General features: G+C 71.0%; 14 protein-coding genes, 1 tRNA gene and 1 riboswitch. Of the genes, 5 read left to right on the forward strand and 10 right to left on the reverse strand.

Annotated elements, in window-relative coordinates; translation table 11 throughout:
- Positions 1 to 126: 126 nt before the first annotated feature.
- The 4 genes from hpt to dacB form a co-directional block, all read right to left on the reverse strand.
- A complete protein-coding gene (hpt, locus tag VSH64_RS33565) occupies positions 127 to 678 on the reverse strand; it encodes a hypoxanthine phosphoribosyltransferase (RefSeq protein ID WP_326566760.1) in 552 nt (183 codons plus the stop codon).
- Between the two features lie 2 nt (positions 679 to 680).
- The gene (gene tilS, locus VSH64_RS33570) at positions 681 to 1,670 is read right to left on the reverse strand and encodes a tRNA lysidine(34) synthetase TilS (protein WP_326566761.1); all 990 of its coding nucleotides are present in this window, start codon (positions 1,668 to 1,670) and stop codon (positions 681 to 683) included.
- Entirely contained in the window at positions 1,667 to 2,683 is a 1,017-nt protein-coding gene (locus tag VSH64_RS33575) for a zinc-dependent metalloprotease (RefSeq protein WP_326838097.1), read from the reverse strand. The genes tilS and VSH64_RS33575 overlap by 4 nt, the downstream gene beginning before the upstream one ends.
- Before the next feature lie 88 nt (positions 2,684 to 2,771).
- Positions 2,772 to 4,268: a D-alanyl-D-alanine carboxypeptidase/D-alanyl-D-alanine endopeptidase gene (gene dacB / locus VSH64_RS33580; protein ID WP_326566762.1), complete on the reverse strand. Its 1,497-nt coding sequence runs from the start codon at positions 4,266 to 4,268 to the stop codon at positions 2,772 to 2,774.
- Between the two features lie 618 nt (positions 4,269 to 4,886).
- On the opposite strand from dacB, the gene VSH64_RS33585 reads away from it, so the two are divergent.
- Together VSH64_RS33585 and VSH64_RS33590 are read left to right on the forward strand one after the other, a co-directional pair.
- Positions 4,887 to 5,783: a hypothetical protein gene (locus tag VSH64_RS33585; RefSeq protein WP_326566763.1), complete on the forward strand. Its 897-nt coding sequence runs from the start codon at positions 4,887 to 4,889 to the stop codon at positions 5,781 to 5,783.
- Between the two features lie 913 nt (positions 5,784 to 6,696).
- Positions 6,697 to 7,212, forward strand: coding sequence for an inorganic diphosphatase (locus VSH64_RS33590; RefSeq protein WP_326566764.1), 516 nt, complete (start codon positions 6,697 to 6,699; stop codon positions 7,210 to 7,212).
- Between the two features lie 82 nt (positions 7,213 to 7,294).
- Here VSH64_RS33590 and VSH64_RS33595 read toward each other — a convergent pair whose 3' ends face one another.
- The 4 genes from VSH64_RS33595 to VSH64_RS33610 all read right to left on the reverse strand — a co-directional run bounded on the left by VSH64_RS33595 (position 7,295) and on the right by VSH64_RS33610 (position 12,127).
- A complete protein-coding gene (locus VSH64_RS33595; protein ID WP_326566765.1) occupies positions 7,295 to 8,923 on the reverse strand; it encodes an MDR family MFS transporter in 1,629 nt (542 codons plus the stop codon).
- Between the two features lie 687 nt (positions 8,924 to 9,610).
- Positions 9,611 to 10,879 carry a serine hydroxymethyltransferase gene (locus tag VSH64_RS33600; protein ID WP_326566766.1) on the reverse strand — a complete coding sequence of 423 codons (1,269 nt, stop codon included), beginning with the start codon at positions 10,877 to 10,879 and terminating at the stop codon, positions 9,611 to 9,613.
- 21 nt (positions 10,880 to 10,900) lie between these two features.
- A riboswitch (ZMP/ZTP riboswitch) is annotated at positions 10,901 to 10,985 on the reverse strand.
- A 16-nt stretch (positions 10,986 to 11,001) separates the two neighbouring features.
- Positions 11,002 to 11,520: a gamma carbonic anhydrase family protein gene (locus VSH64_RS33605; RefSeq protein WP_326566767.1), complete on the reverse strand. Its 519-nt coding sequence runs from the start codon at positions 11,518 to 11,520 to the stop codon at positions 11,002 to 11,004.
- A 19-nt stretch (positions 11,521 to 11,539) separates the two neighbouring features.
- Complete coding sequence (locus VSH64_RS33610; protein WP_326566768.1) at positions 11,540 to 12,127, reverse strand: TetR/AcrR family transcriptional regulator; 588 nt, start codon at positions 12,125 to 12,127, stop codon at positions 11,540 to 11,542.
- Positions 12,128 to 12,249: 122 nt separating this feature from the next.
- On the opposite strand from VSH64_RS33610, the gene VSH64_RS33615 reads away from it, so the two are divergent.
- Positions 12,250 to 12,708, forward strand: a complete 459-nt coding sequence (locus tag VSH64_RS33615; protein WP_326566769.1) for a GreA/GreB family elongation factor — start codon at positions 12,250 to 12,252, stop codon at positions 12,706 to 12,708.
- Between the two features lie 173 nt (positions 12,709 to 12,881).
- On the opposite strand, the gene VSH64_RS33620 is transcribed toward VSH64_RS33615, so the two are convergent.
- A complete protein-coding gene (locus VSH64_RS33620; RefSeq protein ID WP_326566770.1) occupies positions 12,882 to 13,307 on the reverse strand; it encodes a hypothetical protein in 426 nt (141 codons plus the stop codon).
- Between the two features lie 175 nt (positions 13,308 to 13,482).
- Here VSH64_RS33620 and VSH64_RS33625 point away from each other — a divergent pair, with 175 nt between their 5' ends.
- Positions 13,483 to 14,361: a hypothetical protein gene (locus VSH64_RS33625; RefSeq protein ID WP_326566771.1), complete on the forward strand. Its 879-nt coding sequence runs from the start codon at positions 13,483 to 13,485 to the stop codon at positions 14,359 to 14,361.
- Between the two features lie 120 nt (positions 14,362 to 14,481).
- On the opposite strand, the gene VSH64_RS33630 is transcribed toward VSH64_RS33625, so the two are convergent.
- Positions 14,482 to 14,555 (reverse strand) — tRNA-Thr (locus VSH64_RS33630).
- Between the two features lie 135 nt (positions 14,556 to 14,690).
- Between VSH64_RS33630 and VSH64_RS33635 the strand changes: the two genes are divergently transcribed.
- Positions 14,691 to 16,364, forward strand: a complete 1,674-nt coding sequence (locus tag VSH64_RS33635; RefSeq protein ID WP_326566772.1) for a hypothetical protein — start codon at positions 14,691 to 14,693, stop codon at positions 16,362 to 16,364.
- Positions 16,365 to 16,374 lie beyond the last annotated feature (10 nt).

The raw sequence follows: 16,374 nt of genomic DNA on the forward strand, positions 1-16,374 counted from the left end.
CCTATGACGCGATCGGCGAACCCCAGGTTCCCCGCCGTGTGTGATCGCGGCAACACCGCCTGCGCGTTACCACTCTTCACACGTCCGAAGCCCCCGCCGGGTTCACCATCGCGTCGAAGCCGCGGGTCAGGACGTGTAGACGTGCGGGTCCAGTGTCCCGATGTAGGGCAGGTCGCGGTAGCGCTCGGCGTAGTCGAGGCCGTACCCGACCACGAACTCGTTGGGGATGTCGAAGCCGATGTACTTCACCGGCACATCGACCTTCACGGCCTCGGGCTTGCGCAGCAGCGAGACGACCTCGAGCGACGCGGGGTTGCGGCTCGCGAGGTTCTTCAGCAGCCACGAAAGCGTGAGGCCGGAGTCGACGATGTCCTCGACGATCAGCACGTCGCGTCCCGCGATGTCGCGGTCGAGGTCCTTGAGGATGCGCACCACGCCCGACGACGACGTCGCCGAGCCGTAGGACGACACGGCCATGAACTCCAGCTGCGTCGCCACCGGCAGGGCGCGGGCGAAGTCGGTCATGAACATCACCGCGCCCTTGAGCACACCCACCAGGAGGAGGTCACCCTGGCCGTTTTCGGGGTAGTCCGCGGCGATCTTGGCCGCCAGCTCCGCGATCTTGTCCTTGATCTGCTGCTCGGTGATGAGCACGGAGGCGATCTCGCCCTCGTACACGGTCAGTCCCCTCGGGTGGTGGGTGGGATGGGCGTGGTGGGTTCGGGTCTCGACAGCGAGAGCCTGCCACGGCACCGGCTCGCCTCCAAGTTGCCGGGCAGCCAGACGCCGCCCTGTCCGCGCCAGCTCGCCACGAGCGCGTCGACCGCGCGCAGGTGCGCGTCGGTGAGCTCACGCACGCCGGAGCCCAGCAGCCACCTGCGGAGAACCCGTCTGCGCAGTGCCGCGGGCTCGGCTTCGAGCACGGTCACGTCCAGCCCTTCGGGCCCGCCCGCACGGGTGAGAATCCTGTCCGCGACTGTGTCCAACGCCTCGGTGTCGTCGCGCAGTTGCGCGGCGGTTCGGGCCAGTGCGGCCGCGACGCCGCCGGCGAGCACGTCTTCCAGCAGTGGCAGCACTTCCGCGCGAAGGCGCACGCGGGTGAAGCGCGGATCGGCGTTGTGCGGGTCCTGCCAGGGTTCGACGCCGAGCTCGGCGCACGCACCACGGGTCTGCTCGCGCGTGACGCCCAGCAGCGGCCGGCCCCACGGCGCGTCGTGCGCGCGCATGCCGGACAGCGACCGCGGGCCCGAGCCGCGGCCGAGGCCGAGCAGCACCGTTTCGGCCTGGTCGTCGAGGGTGTGGCCGAGCAGCACGAGCCCTTCGCCGCCGGGCAGCGCTTCGCGCAGCGCGCGGTACCTCGCGGTGCGCGCGGCGGCTTCGGGGCCGCCCTTGCCGGAGACGGTGACGGTGAGGATTTCGGCGGTGTCCACCCCGAGCTCCTTCACGGCCGCGGCAGCTTGCGCGGCGACTTCCGCCGAGCCGGACTGCAGGCCGTGGTCGACGATCAACGCCCGCGTGCGCAGGTTCCGGTGCCGCGCGACGTAGGCCGTGGCTTCGGCCAACGCAAGGGAATCCGCGCCGCCGGACACGGCGACGCACACCTCGGCGGGCGCCTCGACCGTGGCGAGGAACTCCCGCACGGCGCGGCGGACGGCGGCGAGCGCGCTCACCCGTGCAAGCGCCGCACCCAGGCCGCGGGATCCGCGATCTCGGCCCGGGTCGGCAGGGTGTTCGGCGAGCGCCAGACCGCGTTGAACCCCTCCATGCCGACGGCGTCCACCACGTGCCTCGTGAACTTCGCGCCTTCCTCGTACTGGCGGATCTTGGCGTCCAGCCCGAGCAACGCGCGCAGCACGCGGTCGAACACGCCCCCGCCCTGACGACGGGCGCTGAACCGCGAGCGGATCACCTCGACGCTGGGCACCACCCGCGGGCCGACGGCATCCATCACGTAGTCGGCGTGGCCTTCGAGCAGCGTCGACAGGGCCAGTAGGCGGTCGAAGATCGCGCGTTCCCCGGGCGACTGCAGCAGTTCCGCGATGCCGGCGCCCTTGCCGCGCTGCTTGAGCGCCTCGGGCAGGCGGCCCACGAGGTCGGCCAAGCCGTCGGCGGAGTGCCCGGCGATGCCGGTGACGAGCCGCTCGACCTCGTCGGCGAAGTAGTCGCGCAGCCACCGCACGGCCGTGAACTGCAGGCGGTGCGTGCACTCGTGCAGGCACACCCACAGCCGGAAATCGGGCGCGTGCACCTTCATCGCGCGCTCCGCGGCCACCACGTTGGGCGCGACGAGCAGCAGCTGTCCTTCGCGGTCGGGGCCGCCGAAGGGGTCGTACTGGCCGAGCACGCGCGAAGCGAGGAAGGACAGCACCAGCCCCGTCTGCACGCCCGCGCCCGACGCCAGGATCGGGCCGAGCGGGCCGCCCTGCGCTTCGGGCAGCGCGCGGCCGGTGAGCGCTTCGAGGCCCGACGCGGCGGACCGCACCCAGCCGGGCCGGTCCACGACCGTGCCCGGCAGCAGCGGCAGGTCGCGGCCGAGGCCCGTCAGCTCGCGCACGTGGCCCTCGGCCTCCGCGGTGAGGTCACGCAGGTCGCTGACCGCGCGCGCGGCCTCTTCCTTCGGCACCTGCGGGCCACCGCGCACCAGGCGCGCACCGGTGGACGCCGCGAGGTCCCAGTCGACCATCGGCCGTCGGGTCTCGGTTTCCTGGCTCACCTGTCCGACGCTACCTGCACCAGGTCACTTTGCCCGGTTGAATCCGTAACCGATTCGCCTAGTTGCAGCCGCACTTGCGCAGGGTCGTCGCGAGCACGTCGAGCGCCGCCTGGCCCGGGTTCTTGTCCGAGCCGTTGGACATGAACGCGAACGCGAGCACGCGGTTGTCGCTGTCGAGCACGTAACCGGCCAAGGTGTTCACGCCGGTGAGCGTGCCGGTCTTCGCGCGGACCCAGCCCTTGCCCGCGCTCGAGTTCGGCGTGTTGTAGCGGCTGGCGAGCGTGCCGGCCGGGCTGCCGGCCACCGGCAGGCCCGCGAGCAGCGGACGCAGCTTCGGGGTGTCCGGGTTCTTGCCGTCCGGCGCCGCGGCCGCCGCCAGTACCTGCGCGAGCAGGCGGGCGGGCACCTTGTTCTGGTTGGACAGCCCGCTCGTGTCCGACAGCTGCAGGCCCGTCACGTCGAAGCCGTGGTCGGCCAGCACCTTTTTCACGGACGCGGCCGCGCCCGAGAACGACGCCTCGGCGCCCGCGGTCATCGCGACCTGGCGCCCGAGCGCGTCGGCGAGCACGTTGTCGGAGATCTGCAGCAGCGCGTACGCCAGATCCGGCAACGGCGCCGACTCCACCTGCGCCACGACCTTCGCGTCCGCCGGCGCCTTCACCGTGCCCGCGGCCTGCGCGCCGAGCTTGTCGGCCACCAGCTGCGTGAGCGCGGTCGCCGGGTTGCCCGTGCGCGGTGTCTCGTCGACGGACGGGTTGTTGCGCCCGCCGTCGGTCATCGCGGGCACGATCGGCGCGCCGTAGAGCGAAGGCGCGTCGCCCGGCTCCCAGCCCGGGGCCGTCGGGGGGCCGGAGTAGGCGCTCACGTCGACCTGGACCTTCTTCACGTCCGGATCGGCCTTCTTGATCTGGGCGATCAGGTCGTCCACGTGCGCCGCCCCCGGGTACAGCGGCGAGTCCGTGCCGATCGGCAGCGCCGTGAGCGACGGGTCGCCCCCGCCCACGATGATCACCGTGCCCGGCTGCGCGCCCTCCACGACCTTGGTCGGAATGCGCTTGGTCGGATCCATCGACAGCAGCGCCGCCGACACCGTGAGGATCTTCGTGGTCGACGCCGGCGTCAGGGCCGTGTTGGAGTTGTGGTCCCACAACACGGTGCCGTCCGCGGGGTCGATCACACTCCCGCTGAGCTGCGACAGCGCCGCCGCCCCCGCGGGCCCAGCGAGCGCCGCGGCGACGCCACTCGCGCTCGGACCCTGGCCGTCCGCCGCGGGCCCGTGCAACGCCAACGACACCGACGCCGGGTCCGGACTGTCACCCTTCGGCGCGTTCGGCGCCCACGGCAACCCGAGCCGGTTCGACACCTTCGGCATCGCCGACGCCACCCCGGCCGCCGCGAGCACCAACACCACAACCAACCCGAGGACGACGAGCTTCTTCTTGCCCTTCTTGGTTTTTCCCGGCGCCGGCGGCGTCTCCCGCTGCTCTTCGGCGCGCGGCTCGGGTTCGTCGTCGTAGCCGCCGGAGAACCCCCCGGCCGGCCTCTCGATCCCCACCGTCGCCTCCGCCGGGAACTGCTCCCCGGACGGCTCGATCCGCACGGGGCGCGCGGGACCGGTGGATGCTGAGGGGACGGGGCCGAGCGTTGGGTCGGCGGGGCCCCGGTTTTGGTTGGGGCCCTGGTTTTGGTTCAGGCCCTGGTTCTGGCTGGAGCCCTGGTTCTGGTTCAGACCCTGGTTTTGGTTCGGGCCTTGGTTTCGGCCGGGGTCTTGGCCTGGGCTCCGATCCGCTCCACTCATCTGCGACGACCAGCCACCACCCTGCAAGCTGTCCCACTGCGGCGCGTCGCGCGGCCCTTCGGGTGCGCTCTCGTCCTTGTCGGCGTTGTCGGCCTGCGCGGTGTGGAACACGTCCCAACGCTCTTCGCGCTGCGCTCCCGCTCCCGACCGCTGGGGCTCCTCCCGCTTCTGCTCGCCGCGGAAGACGTCCCACTTGCTGATGTCGATGTACTCGGTGCCGCTCTCACTACCGGCGGTACTGCCCGCAGCGCTGCCCGAAGTGCTGCCGCCGGCGGCTTCACTTCCCTCTTCGCTTTCGCCGGCCCCATCCTCGACCGACTCCACAGACGCGGCCTCGAACATCGGCGCCACCCGCCGCGGCTCCCCGCCCCGAGCTTGGTCGCCACGCCCCTGCTCACGGTTCTGCTCACCGCGGGCCTGTTCACGATTCTGCTCGGCGCGGTACTGATCGCCATGGCCCAGCGCACCCGCGCCCTGCTCACGGTTCTGCTCACCGCGGAATTGGCCGCGACCCTGCTCGCCTTGGCCCGGCGCACCCACGCCCAGGTCCCGGTTCTGCTCGCCACGGTTCTGATCGCGACCCTGCTCGCCGCGGCTCTGCTCGCCTCGGCCTTGATCACCTTCGCCCGCACGCCCAGGCCGCTCAACCGGCACCCACGGCACCGCCGGCGGCACGCGCAACTGCTGCGTCGCCTGGTCGGTCGGCACCTGCTGCCGCCCCCGCTCCGCCGCGGACTGCTGGCTCTGCCCCTCTTGCTGCCCCTGGCTTGGTCGTCCCTGGTCCTGCGGTCCCTGCTGCGACCGCTGGCCTTCAGCGCGGCCCTGCTGCTCTTGCTGTCCCTGACCTTGCTGCAGCCATTGCGGCCGGCTCTGCTGCTCCCGGCCGGACTGTCCCGGCAAGGAACGCGAGCCCTCAGGACTGCCGGGCTGATCCTGACCCGACCGCTGCGACCACGGCCCTTCGCCACCCGGACGCCCGGACTCCCGGTCCTGCCGACCCGACTGTTCCTGGTTCTGAGACCGCTGGCTGTCGGCACGGCCTTGCGACTGAGCCTGCTGCCCCGGCCCCGACCCCGGCCGCTGGCTCTGCTCCTGGGCCTGCCCACCGGGGCCTTGCTGCTGGCTGTCCTGATCCTGCGGCTGGTTCTGCGGCCGACCCGGCCCGGACTCGCCTTGCTGCTGCAGCCGACCCTGCTGCTGGCTCTGTTGTCCGAACAGCGTGCGCCCCTGGCCTTGCTGCGGCTGTCCCGGTCGCTGGCCTTGCTGCGATGACTGGCCTTGGCCCTGAGGAGCCTGGTCCTGCGAACCCGCACCCTGGCCGAACGGCAACTGACCCTGCCGACCCTGCGCTTGATTGCCCGAACCCTGGTTGCCCTGGTTGCCCTGGCCCTGATTGCCCGAACCTTGATCGGCCTGGCCCCGCTGGCCTTGACCCTGCTCGCCTTGCGAAGCCTGCCCCTGCTGCGGCCGCGGCTGTTCGCCCGGTCGTGGGCCGAGGCGGTCGGCGAGGTCCTGGCGGGGCTGGCCCGGCTGGCGCATCTGGGCGGACTGGCCCGGCTGTCCCGAAGGTCCCTGAGGGCTCTGGACGCCCTGACGCCCGGCTTGCCCCGGCTGCCCCTGAGGACCGGCTTGCGGCGACTGGCCCGACGGTCCCGGCTGCCCAGGCTGCCCAGGCTTCCCAGCCTGACCGGTTTGCCCCGCCTGCCCCGACTGCCCCGACTGCCCCTGCTGCCCCGCCCCACCCCGTTCCCCCGCAGGCCGCGGCTCCACCGGCGTGTTCAACCCCGGGATCAGCTCCGGCGCCACGTTCGGCTTGAACCACGACCCCGGCGGACGCGAGCCAGGCCCGGCGCCCCCGGGAGCCCCCTCGGCAGGTGTGACGTTCGGCACCGCCAGCTGGTCCGTGACGGTCTGGCCGGGCTGGGGGATGGGGAAGCGAGCCGTCGGTCCGCCGGTGCGTGACGACGTGTCCTCGTCACCCTCGGGCCACATCGGCTGGTCGTTGTCCGGCACCCACCACTCCTTCTCACCTGCCCCGGAAGGGGCCAAGGTCACATGCCGCCTAGCCGACATCCATGGGACCCGGCGGCAGCGCGTAGTCCACACTAGTGACGTCAATGAGGTGATTACGGTTGCCGCCCACGTCGTGTGGGATACCGAGATTCGAGAAGCAGCGAGGACGGCCGTGGAGTTCGACGTCACGATCGAAATCCCCAAGGGGGAGCGCAACAAGTACGAGGTCGACCACAAGACCGGTCGCATCAAGCTGGACCGGACCCTGTTCACGGCGACGCAGTACCCGGCGGACTACGGCTTCATCGACGACACGCTCGGCCAGGACGGCGACCCGCTCGACGTGCTCGTGCTGGTGCAGGAGCCGACGTTCCCGGGCTGCCTGATCCGCTGCCGCGCCATCGGCATGTTCCGCATGACCGACGAAAAGGGCCCGGACGACAAGGTGCTGGCCATCCCGACCAACGACCCGCGCCTCGAGCACCTGCGCGACATCCACCACCTCAACGAGTTCCACAAGCTCGAGATCCAGCACTTCTTCGAGGTGTACAAGGATCTCGAGCCGGGCAAGAGCGTCGAGGGTTCGTCGTGGGTGGGCCGCGCGGAGGCGGAGGCCGAGATTTCGCGGTCGTACCAGCGGGAGCAGGACCGGCTGGCCAAGGAAGAGGTCGACGGACCCGCTCACTGAGAGCGACCGGAAGCACGCGAAAGGGCCGTTCACCCCGCACTCGGGATGAACGGCCCTTTCGCGTTTTTCACCGCATCTGGCCTCAGTGCGCCAGTGCCAACGCTTCCCGCTCCGAACGCTGCTCCATCGCCGACTTGTCCGAAAGCGGCTTCTCCTTCAGGAACCACACGAGGGCGAACCCGACGGTCAGCACGATCCCGCCCACGAGGAACACCGTGCTCATCGAGCCGGCGAACCCGTCGAGGATCGGGCGGGCCAGCACCGGGTCGAGGTGGGCGAGGAACGAGGTGTCGTTCACGTCCACGCCGCCGCTCGCCATCTGCTGCGCGAACTCCGGGTGCTGGGCCAGCGCCGCGACGTACGACGGAGTGGCCATCGCCGAGCGCACCGCCGCCGCGATGCGGTCACCGACCGTGCCGAACAGGATCGAGAGGAACACCGCCGTGCCGGCCGTACCGCCGATCTGGCGGAAGAACGTGGCCGACGAGGTGGCGACGCCGACGTCCTGCGGGTCCACGTCGTTGGTCGCCGCGAGCTGCAGCGTCTGCATCGACGCGCCGAGGCCGAGGCCGATCACGAACGCGATCGTCATCACCACGCCCAGCGGGGTGGCCGCGCCGATCGTCGACAGCCCGAACAGCGCCGCCGCCATCAGCCCGAGGCCCGCCACCGCGAACGCCTTGTAACGGCCCGTCCGCGAGATCACCGCGCCGCTGCCGAGGCTCGCGACCATGATCCCGAGCGTGAGCGGCAGCATCTGCAGGCCGGCCTGCGTGGGCGAAGCGCCCTTCACGATCTGCAGATACAGCGGCAACGACATCATCGCGCCGAACATCCCCGCACCCTGGATCACCGTGACCAGCGTGGCCACCCGGAACACCGGCCGGCGGAACAGCCGCAGCGGCAACAGCGCCGCGTCGCCCATCCGGCGCTCCTGCCACACGAACAGCGCCACCCCGATCAGCCCCACCGCGTACATCGCCAGCGACGCCGGCGACCCCCAGCCCCACTCACGCCCCTCTTCCGCGACGATCAGCAGCGGCACCAGACCCAGCGTCAACGCGCCGGCGCCGAGGAAGTCCACGCGCTGCCGCACCCGGGTGTGCGGGAGGTTCAGCACCTTGCTCACCACGACCAGCGCGGCCAGCGCGATCGGCACGTTCACCAGGAACACCCAGCGCCAGCCCGTGACCCCCGCGAAGGAGTCGAGCCCCGCGAAGAACCCGCCGACGACCGGCCCCGCCACGCTCGAGATGCCGAACACGGCCATGAAGTACCCCTGGTACTTGCTCCGCTCCCGCGGCGCGGTGATGTCCGTGATGATCGCCAGCGCGAGCGACATCAGCCCACCGGCGCCCAGCCCCTGGAACGCCCGGAACGCGGCCAGCTCGTACATCGAGCTCGCGAACCCGCTGGCCAGCGAGCCGGCGAGGAACAGCGAGATCGCGGTGAGGTACATCGGTTTGCGGCCGAACAGGTCGGACAGCTTGCCGTACAACGGCGTCGAGAGCGTTGCAGTGATCAGGTACGCCGTGGTGGCCCACGCCTGCAGGCTCTGGCCGTGCAGCTCGTCGGCGATCGTCTTCATCGCCGACGACACGATCGTCTGATCCAGCGCGGCCAGGAACATGCCGAGCATCAGCCCGGACAGCACGGTCAGGATCTGGCGGTGCGAAAGCCGGCCCCCTTCCGCGGTGGTGGTGGCGGTCATCTTGGTACTCCCTCAGGTCCGGTCCAGCAGTTGCTTGTATCCATCAACTACTTTCACGACGCAACTGTTCCCGAAAAGCTTGTATCAAGCAACCAAGTTTTCTGTGACGGTGATCGCAGCCGACCGAAGCGCTCGCCGAGCAGGACAACGCCCTTCGCCCCGACCGGCGGCTCCAGCGGTCGGTTCGCCAGGCGAACGGTCCCCTCACGAACGGCTGGCCGCGCGAACGGTCTCCGCACGTCAGCCAGCCGCGCGAACGGTCCCGCCGCGCCCCCGCCGCCGACACGAACGGTCCCCTCGCCCCCCAGCCAACCCGCACGAACGGACCTCTCGCGCCACCCCCGCCGGAGCGAACAGCCCCCACCCCCACCTCAGCCGGCCACGCGAACGGTCCCGTCGCGCCCCGCCGCCGGCACGAACGGTCCCCTCCCGCCCCACTTCCGGCACGAACGGTCCCCTCGCGCCCCACTGCCTGCGCGAACGGCCCGCTCATGCCTCAGCCAGCCGCACGAAAGATCCCGCCGCCCCGCCGCCGGCACGAACGGACCCCTCGCACCACCCCGCCGGCGCGACCGGCCCCTCACCCCGCCCCGGAAACGCGAACGGTCCCCTCACCCCGACACGCGGCGCGAGAGGACCGTTCACCCAGCGAAAACCGTCAAGCCAAAACCGTCAGACCGAAACCCGTCAGGCGACATACCCCGGAATCGGGAACGGCACCAAGAACTCCCGGATCTCCCCGGCGATCACGTCCAACGCCGCCTCGTCCTGCCCAGCCGCCGCCACGACGGTCCGGTCGATCCACTCCGCCACCTGCACCTGGTGTTCCGGCAGCAACCCGCGCGTGGTGATCGCCGACGTGCCCAGCCGGATGCCCGACGGGTCGAAGGGCTTGCGCGGGTCGAACGGCACCGTGTTGTAGTTCAGCTCGATCCCGGCCCGGTCCAGCGCCTGGGCGGCCGGCTTGCCCGCCACGTTCTTGTTCGTGAGGTCGATCAGCAGCAGGTGGTTGTCCGTGCCACCGGACACCAGGTCGTAGCCGCGCGCGAGCAGCGCGTCCGCCAGCGCCGAAGCGTTGGCGACGATCGTGTGCGCATAAGTACTGAACGAAGGCTGCGAAGCCTCGCCCAACGCCACCGCGATGGCCGCGGTCGTGTGGTTGTGCGGCCCACCCTGCAGGCCCGGGAACACCGCCTTGTCAACGGCCTTCGCGTGCGCCGCGTCGGACATGATCATCGCGCCGCGCGGGCCGCGCAGGGTCTTGTGCGTGGTCGTGGTGATCACCGGCGCGTGGCCCACCGGCGACGGGTGCGCGCCGCCCGCGATGAGGCCCGCGATGTGCGCGATGTCGGCCACCAGCACCGCGTCCACCTCCCGCGCGATCTCCGCGAACCGCGGGAAGTCGATCGTGCGCGGAATCGCCGTGCCACCGCAGAAGATCAGCTTCGGCCGGTGCTCCAGCGCGAGGTCCCGGACCTGGTCGAAGTCGACGCGGCCGGTTTCCTTGCGCACGCCGTAGCGGACCGGGTTGAACCACTTGCCGGTCGCGGACACCGACCAGCCGTGGGTGAGGTGGCCGCCGTCGGGCAGGGCCATGCCGAGCACGGTGTCGCCGGGCTGGGCGAAGGCCAGGTACGCCGCGAGGTTGGCCGGGGAGCCGGAGTACGGCTGCACGTTGGCGTGCTCGACACCGAACACGGCCTTCGCGCGCTCGATGGCCAGGTTCTCGATCGGGTCGATGAACTGCTGGCCCTCGTAGTAGCGCTTGCCGGCGTAGCCCTCGGAGTACTTGTTGGTGAGCACGGTGCCGGTGGCCTCGAGCACGGCGCGCGAAACGTAGTTCTCCGACGCGATCAGGCGGATCTTGTCGTGCTGTCGCTTGGCCTCGTCCTCGACGAGCCCGGCGATCTGCGGGTCGGCGGCGGCGAGCGTGGAAAGGGCAGGCTGATGTGTCATCACGTCTCCGGCTCTGCTGTGGCCGGGCACCCAGGCGCGCGGTGCCGGCTCGTCGTCGCTTCCCGGTGGTGCTCCACCTCTGATGGCGCCAGTCGCAGCTGCGAACCGGAGCTTAGTGCACGTCAGACGGGCGCGGAGCCGTCCCGGTGCCGGCGCGCGAGGTCCTGGTAGACCGCCGCGTTGTACTCCACCCACATCCGCGCGGAATCGGTGAGCGGCACGAACTTCTTGGCCGGGCTGCCCATCGCGAGCATCTCCGCCGGCACCTCCGTACCCGGCGTCACCGTCGAACCGGCGGCCACCAGCGACCGCGCGCCGATCACGGCCCGGTCGAGCACCGTGGACCCGTTGCCGATCAGCGCCTGCTCGCCGATCGTGCAGTCGTGCACCAGGCACTGGTGCCCCACCGTCACGTTCTTCCCGACGTCGGTGAGCTCGCTGTTGGCGTGGATCACGGAGTTGTCCTGCACGTTCGCGCCCTCGCGGATGATGATCGGCCCGAAGTCCGCGCGGATCACCACGCCGTACCAGATCGACGCGTCCTTCTCGACGGTCACGTCGCCGATCAAGGTGGCGGTGGGGGCGATCCAGGCGTCGGGGTGCACCCGCGGGCTGGCGCCCTCGAAGGAGAACAGAGGCATGCCAGCACCCTAAGCGGCGTCAGCGATAACCCGCGAAGCAGAGCGCCTCGACGTCGCCGCGCAGGCTTTCGAACGGCCGCGGCCGCACCCGCTGCTGCACCACAGCGCCGAGCAGGTAGCTCAGCAACGCCCGGGCCCGCGCCCGCGGGTCGTCGACGTCGAGCGGCGCGAGGAGCTCGGCCAGCAGCTCGGTGATCGAGGTGAGCATCGCGTCGATCGCCTGCGGGTGCTGCGCGCGCCCGGCCGCGATCCAGTACTCGAACCAGAGGAACGCGCCGTTGGGCCGCTCGGCGAACTCCGCGAGGTACGCCTTCGTCACCTCGAACAGGCGCTCGCGCGGATCGTCGAACTTCTCGCCGACGGCGCGCAGATCCGTGGCGAAGGTGGTGATGTGCGCGGCCATCGCGCGGTCGATGAGCACGTCGATGTCGGCGAAGTAGTAGTGGATCGCGCTCTTCGTGAGTGGTCCCGCGTCGGCGATCGCGCGTACCGTGCAGCCGGCGAGCCCGTCTCTGGCGAGCACGGCTCGTGCGGCCTCGACGATCTGCTCCTGCTTCTGCAGCTGGTTGGGCGACAGCTGCGCGCTGCGGCCGGGTACGGCGGTCACGGTGATCCTCGTTACGTTATTCAGGACGGCAGGCCCGAATTCTAGGGCAGACGTCCCAGCTTGCCCTCTCGGGTGAAAAACCGGATTGGCCACCCCGGTCCGCGCCAAGGACAATGCCCGGCATGGTGATCTCAGGGGACAAGGGGCTCAGCGAGGCGGCGCGCCGTCAGCTGGAGAAGGAAATAGCCGATCTGCGCGCACAACGGGCGGCGCTCGCACCGCAGCCCGGCGAGCAGGAACGCACGGGAGACGCGGCCGACCAGGCCGACGTGATCGACCGCGCGGAAGCCGCGGCACGGCTGGAGCGCCAGATCTCCGACGTCGCCGCCAAGCTCGAACACGGTGCCTACAACAGCAATCTGCTCCCCGACGGCACGCGCGTCTCCCTGCGCTTCGCCGACGGTGACGAGGAAGTGCTCAACGTCGTCACCCTCCCCGGCGAGGACCTCGACTCGGTGACCTCCGACAGCCCCCTGGGCCTCGCCCTCGTCGGCGCCAAGGCCGGCGACCAGATCACCTACCGCACCCCGCGCGGCGAAGCCACCGCCACGGTGATCGAGCTGACCCCGCCGCAGGACTGACCACTTCGGAATCACCGGCGCTCCCGAACGCCGGCGATTCCGAACTCAGGCTGGTTCGAGCACAGTCTGGTTGGAACACTGCCGCTTCGTACCCACAGCGGACCGGGCTGCCGGGCTTCGTGCCCCGGCGGCCCGGTCCGCTTTTCGTGCCCCCGGCGGGTTCTCCGCCCGGCTCACCGCTGCCGGATCGTCTCCGGCCGGTACGCGTAGATCGCGCCCTGATCGGCGACCACGTACCACGCCGAGTCGCACACCACGTCCGTGCGGCGTTCCTGGCCGGCCGGCCACCAGTCGGCCGACAGCGTCGCGGGTGTGGCCGACGCCGATCCCTTCGCACAGTTCGCGGGCAGCTCCGAGCGGCCGGGCGTGTAGCGCAGGATGCGTTCGGAACCGGTGGTGCGGATGGCTTCCGTGATGGCCGTCGCGTCGTCGGGGATCCAGGCGGGCAGGCGCGCGTCGGCGTCGGACTTGCCCTGCGCGCCGGTGTCGTAGAGGGCGTTCTTGATGTGCTCCGGCCCGTCCGGCGCGCACGCGCTCACGGTGGCCAGAGCCGCCGCGATGCCGGCGAACCACAGCGTGGTCTTCCCGATTTCGTTCATGTCCTCGAGTCAATCCGCGCACCGGAGCACCGGCATCGGTCTTCCGGTCCGAAGCGGCGGGCCGGATGGCCGAGGTCAGCGAGCCCGCCGGGTGACCGGGCGCGCCGCCGCCCAGCGCGAACCCGCCGTGCTACACACGCGGTATGCCGAGATCCGTTTCCTCCCAGGAGATCCCGTGAACGACGATGTGTCCCAGAACCTCGTGATCTTCCGCGTCGAGGGCCTCGCCGAGCCGGTGCTGGCGAGAGCGCCCACGAAGGCCGACGACGCCGTGGAGCAGGCTTGGGCGAGCGTGCGCGAGCAGCACAAGGTGCGGGCGTCGAAGGTTTCCGCCGTGTACAGCGAATGGGAGCCGTCCGCGGGCGACCTGAAGTTCATGGCCAAGAACTTCAAGAAGGCCGACTGCAAGTACAGCTTCGCCCGCCCTGGCCCCGACGGCTGGGAGCGCGCGTTCGCCGAAGCTCGCGCCGTGATGGCCGAGGCGCATGCCGCGCGGCAACAGCAGGAACAGGAGGAGGAGCTGCTGCCCGTGCTGTGGAGCGCGTCCTCGCCCAGCGCCGGGCTCCTCGACGCCTTGCCGCACCGGCCGCTCGTGCCCGGGCGGTTGTCGGTCGCGGTCGCGGCGGTGGGGCGGACGCCGGAGGGCAAGGTCGGCATGCACCACGTGACCCGGCACCAGCAGGAGCAGTTGGGCACGCCGGTCGAGAAGCTCTTCGACGTCGCGTACGGCGCCCTGACCCGCGGCCTGAAGCTGGGCGTCCGCTCCTCCGGCGACGACGTGCTGGTTTCGGTGACCCGGGAGACGCTGCTGGCCGCGTCCGCGATCGCGTTGCCCGACCTGTACTCGCAGCTGTCCCCGCACTTCGGCGGCGGTGATCTGCTGGTGGGCCTGCCCTGCGCGGACCAGATGGTCGTGGTCCGCGAGGACTCCAGCCTGGCGGCCGACGTGCGGCAGCAGGTGCTCAACTCGCCGCACGACACCACGGAGCTGGTCCCGTCGGTGCTCCGGCTCGGCCCCGGCGGGTTGGCGCTGCTCGCCGAACGCAGTCGTTAGTCGTCACCTCGTCGGGTGAACTTCACGAATCGGGCCGACGAGGAATTCGACACTTGCCCGGACACCCAGAAAACGAATCAGGGCCCACCCGAAGACTCTCGGATGGGCCCTGACCTGCGGAGCCGCCTAGGGGAATCGAACCCCTGACCTATTCATTACGAGTGAATCGCTCTGGCCGACTGAGCTAAGGCGGCGCACCGGAAGGCTCGCGCTGTCCGACGGGCACAAGTGTAGCGGAGGCCGTTGGCGTCACCTTGCGGGGGCCGCGTCGTTAGGGTCCTATGACCTCGGTCTCACTCCCCGATCGGCCTACCTGGAGGACTCGGCACATGCGGCGAAGACTGCCCCGCGCGGTGGCCCTGCCCGCGACAGCGGCGTTGCTGCTGCTCATCGCCGCACCGGCGAGCGCGCAGGACATCACCACGCCGATCCCGCAGCCGGTGAACCCGACGCAGCCCCCGGCGTCCGCGCCGATCGGGCCGCAGCCGCTCGGCCACGCGGTGGGCGACGCGGGCACGGCGCTCGGGGTGCTGCGCCTGCTGCCCAACTCCGTGCCGACGTCGACGATCCTGCCGGGGTTCGGGCAGACGCTGCCGAAGCAGTCGGCGCTGGAAGCGGGCATGGGCCTGTCCAGCGCGTCGGCGAACTCCGAGGCGTACCTGGCGTACGAGAAGTCGATCGCGCAGGCGTCGCCGTTCGGGCTGGCCGTGGGTGGGCAAGCGCCGCAGACGCCGGGCAGCGTGGTGCAGACCGCGCTGCCGGACAACCCGCAGCCGCTTTCGGGCGGGCTCAACGCACCGAAGAATCCGCTGCTCAACATCGGCCTGCTCAACGGCACCGCCCACGCGCGCTGGAGTGACTCGCTGGGCCCGTGCGTGGACACGATCGCCGACGCGAGCACGTCGGTGGCCAGCCTTTCGCTGCTGAACGTGATCCCGTCGCTGCCGCAGATCCCGATGCTGGGCCAGGGTGGTCTGAACCTGCCGCAGGGCGCGAAGCTCGCCGACGGGTTCGACCCGGCCAAGGGCCTGCAGAGCCTCGGCGGCCTGCTCTCCGGCGGCGGCCAGACCACGGCCGACGGGGCCGGTTCGCTGCTGAGCCTGCCCAACACGCTGTCGTCGCGCTCGCAGGTGAAGCTCGCGGACATCCCAGGCTCGAAGAACAAGGCGGTGCAGTCGTCTTCCACGCTGCAGGCCGCAGACATCGACATCCTCAAGGGCACGCCGCTGGAGATGTCGATCAAGGTCGCCAGCCAGCCGACGCTCACCGTCACCTCGACCGGCGACGAGAAGACCTCGAAGGTCGACTACACCGCCCCGGTGCTCACCATCCAGGCCGCCGGCAAGACGCTGTACACGCTCGACGCGGCGCACCCGACCAAGGACATCCCGATCGGGCTGCCGCTCGCGGGTCTGAGCGACCAGTTCGGGCAGCTGAACTCGATCCCGGTCGTCGGCGGTCTCGTGTCCACGCTGACCAAGGGCATCCAGCAGGTCGGCGACACCGCGGGCACCGTGCTGGACCTCGGCGTGCTGCGGCTGTCGATCGCCGGTCTGGACCAGAAGGGCTCGGCGGCGACCACGCCGTTCAAGGGCTACCAGCTCGGTGCTTCGGCGCGGTTGTTCGACCTGCAGCTGCTGCCGACGAAGAATCTGAAGACCGTGCTGCCCGCCGGCGCCGGGGACAACCTGCCGTCTTCGCTGGCGCAGCTGTCGCTGGGCGAGCAGGTCGCGCGCGCCTACGCGCCGGCCGGCGGCGTGGTCTGCGGCACGGCCACCACGGCCCCGCCCGCGGCCGGCGGCCAGGCGCCGAAGGCCCCGATCAAGAATCTCGCCTACACCGGCACCGCCTACGACACCGTGCCGCTGTTCTGGGCCGGCACGGCGATGCTGCTCCTCGGTGTGGTGATGGTCGCGGCTTTCCCGAACCGGCGCCGCATCGCCGCGCCGCTGAAGCTGCACGACGACACTCCGCGCAAGCCGTCACCGCATCCGCGCGACTGATCCCCGGGGG

Source organism: Amycolatopsis rhabdoformis (genome assembly GCF_035918295.1).
In the GTDB taxonomy this organism is placed as follows: domain Bacteria; phylum Actinomycetota; class Actinomycetes; order Mycobacteriales; family Pseudonocardiaceae; genus Amycolatopsis; species Amycolatopsis rhabdoformis.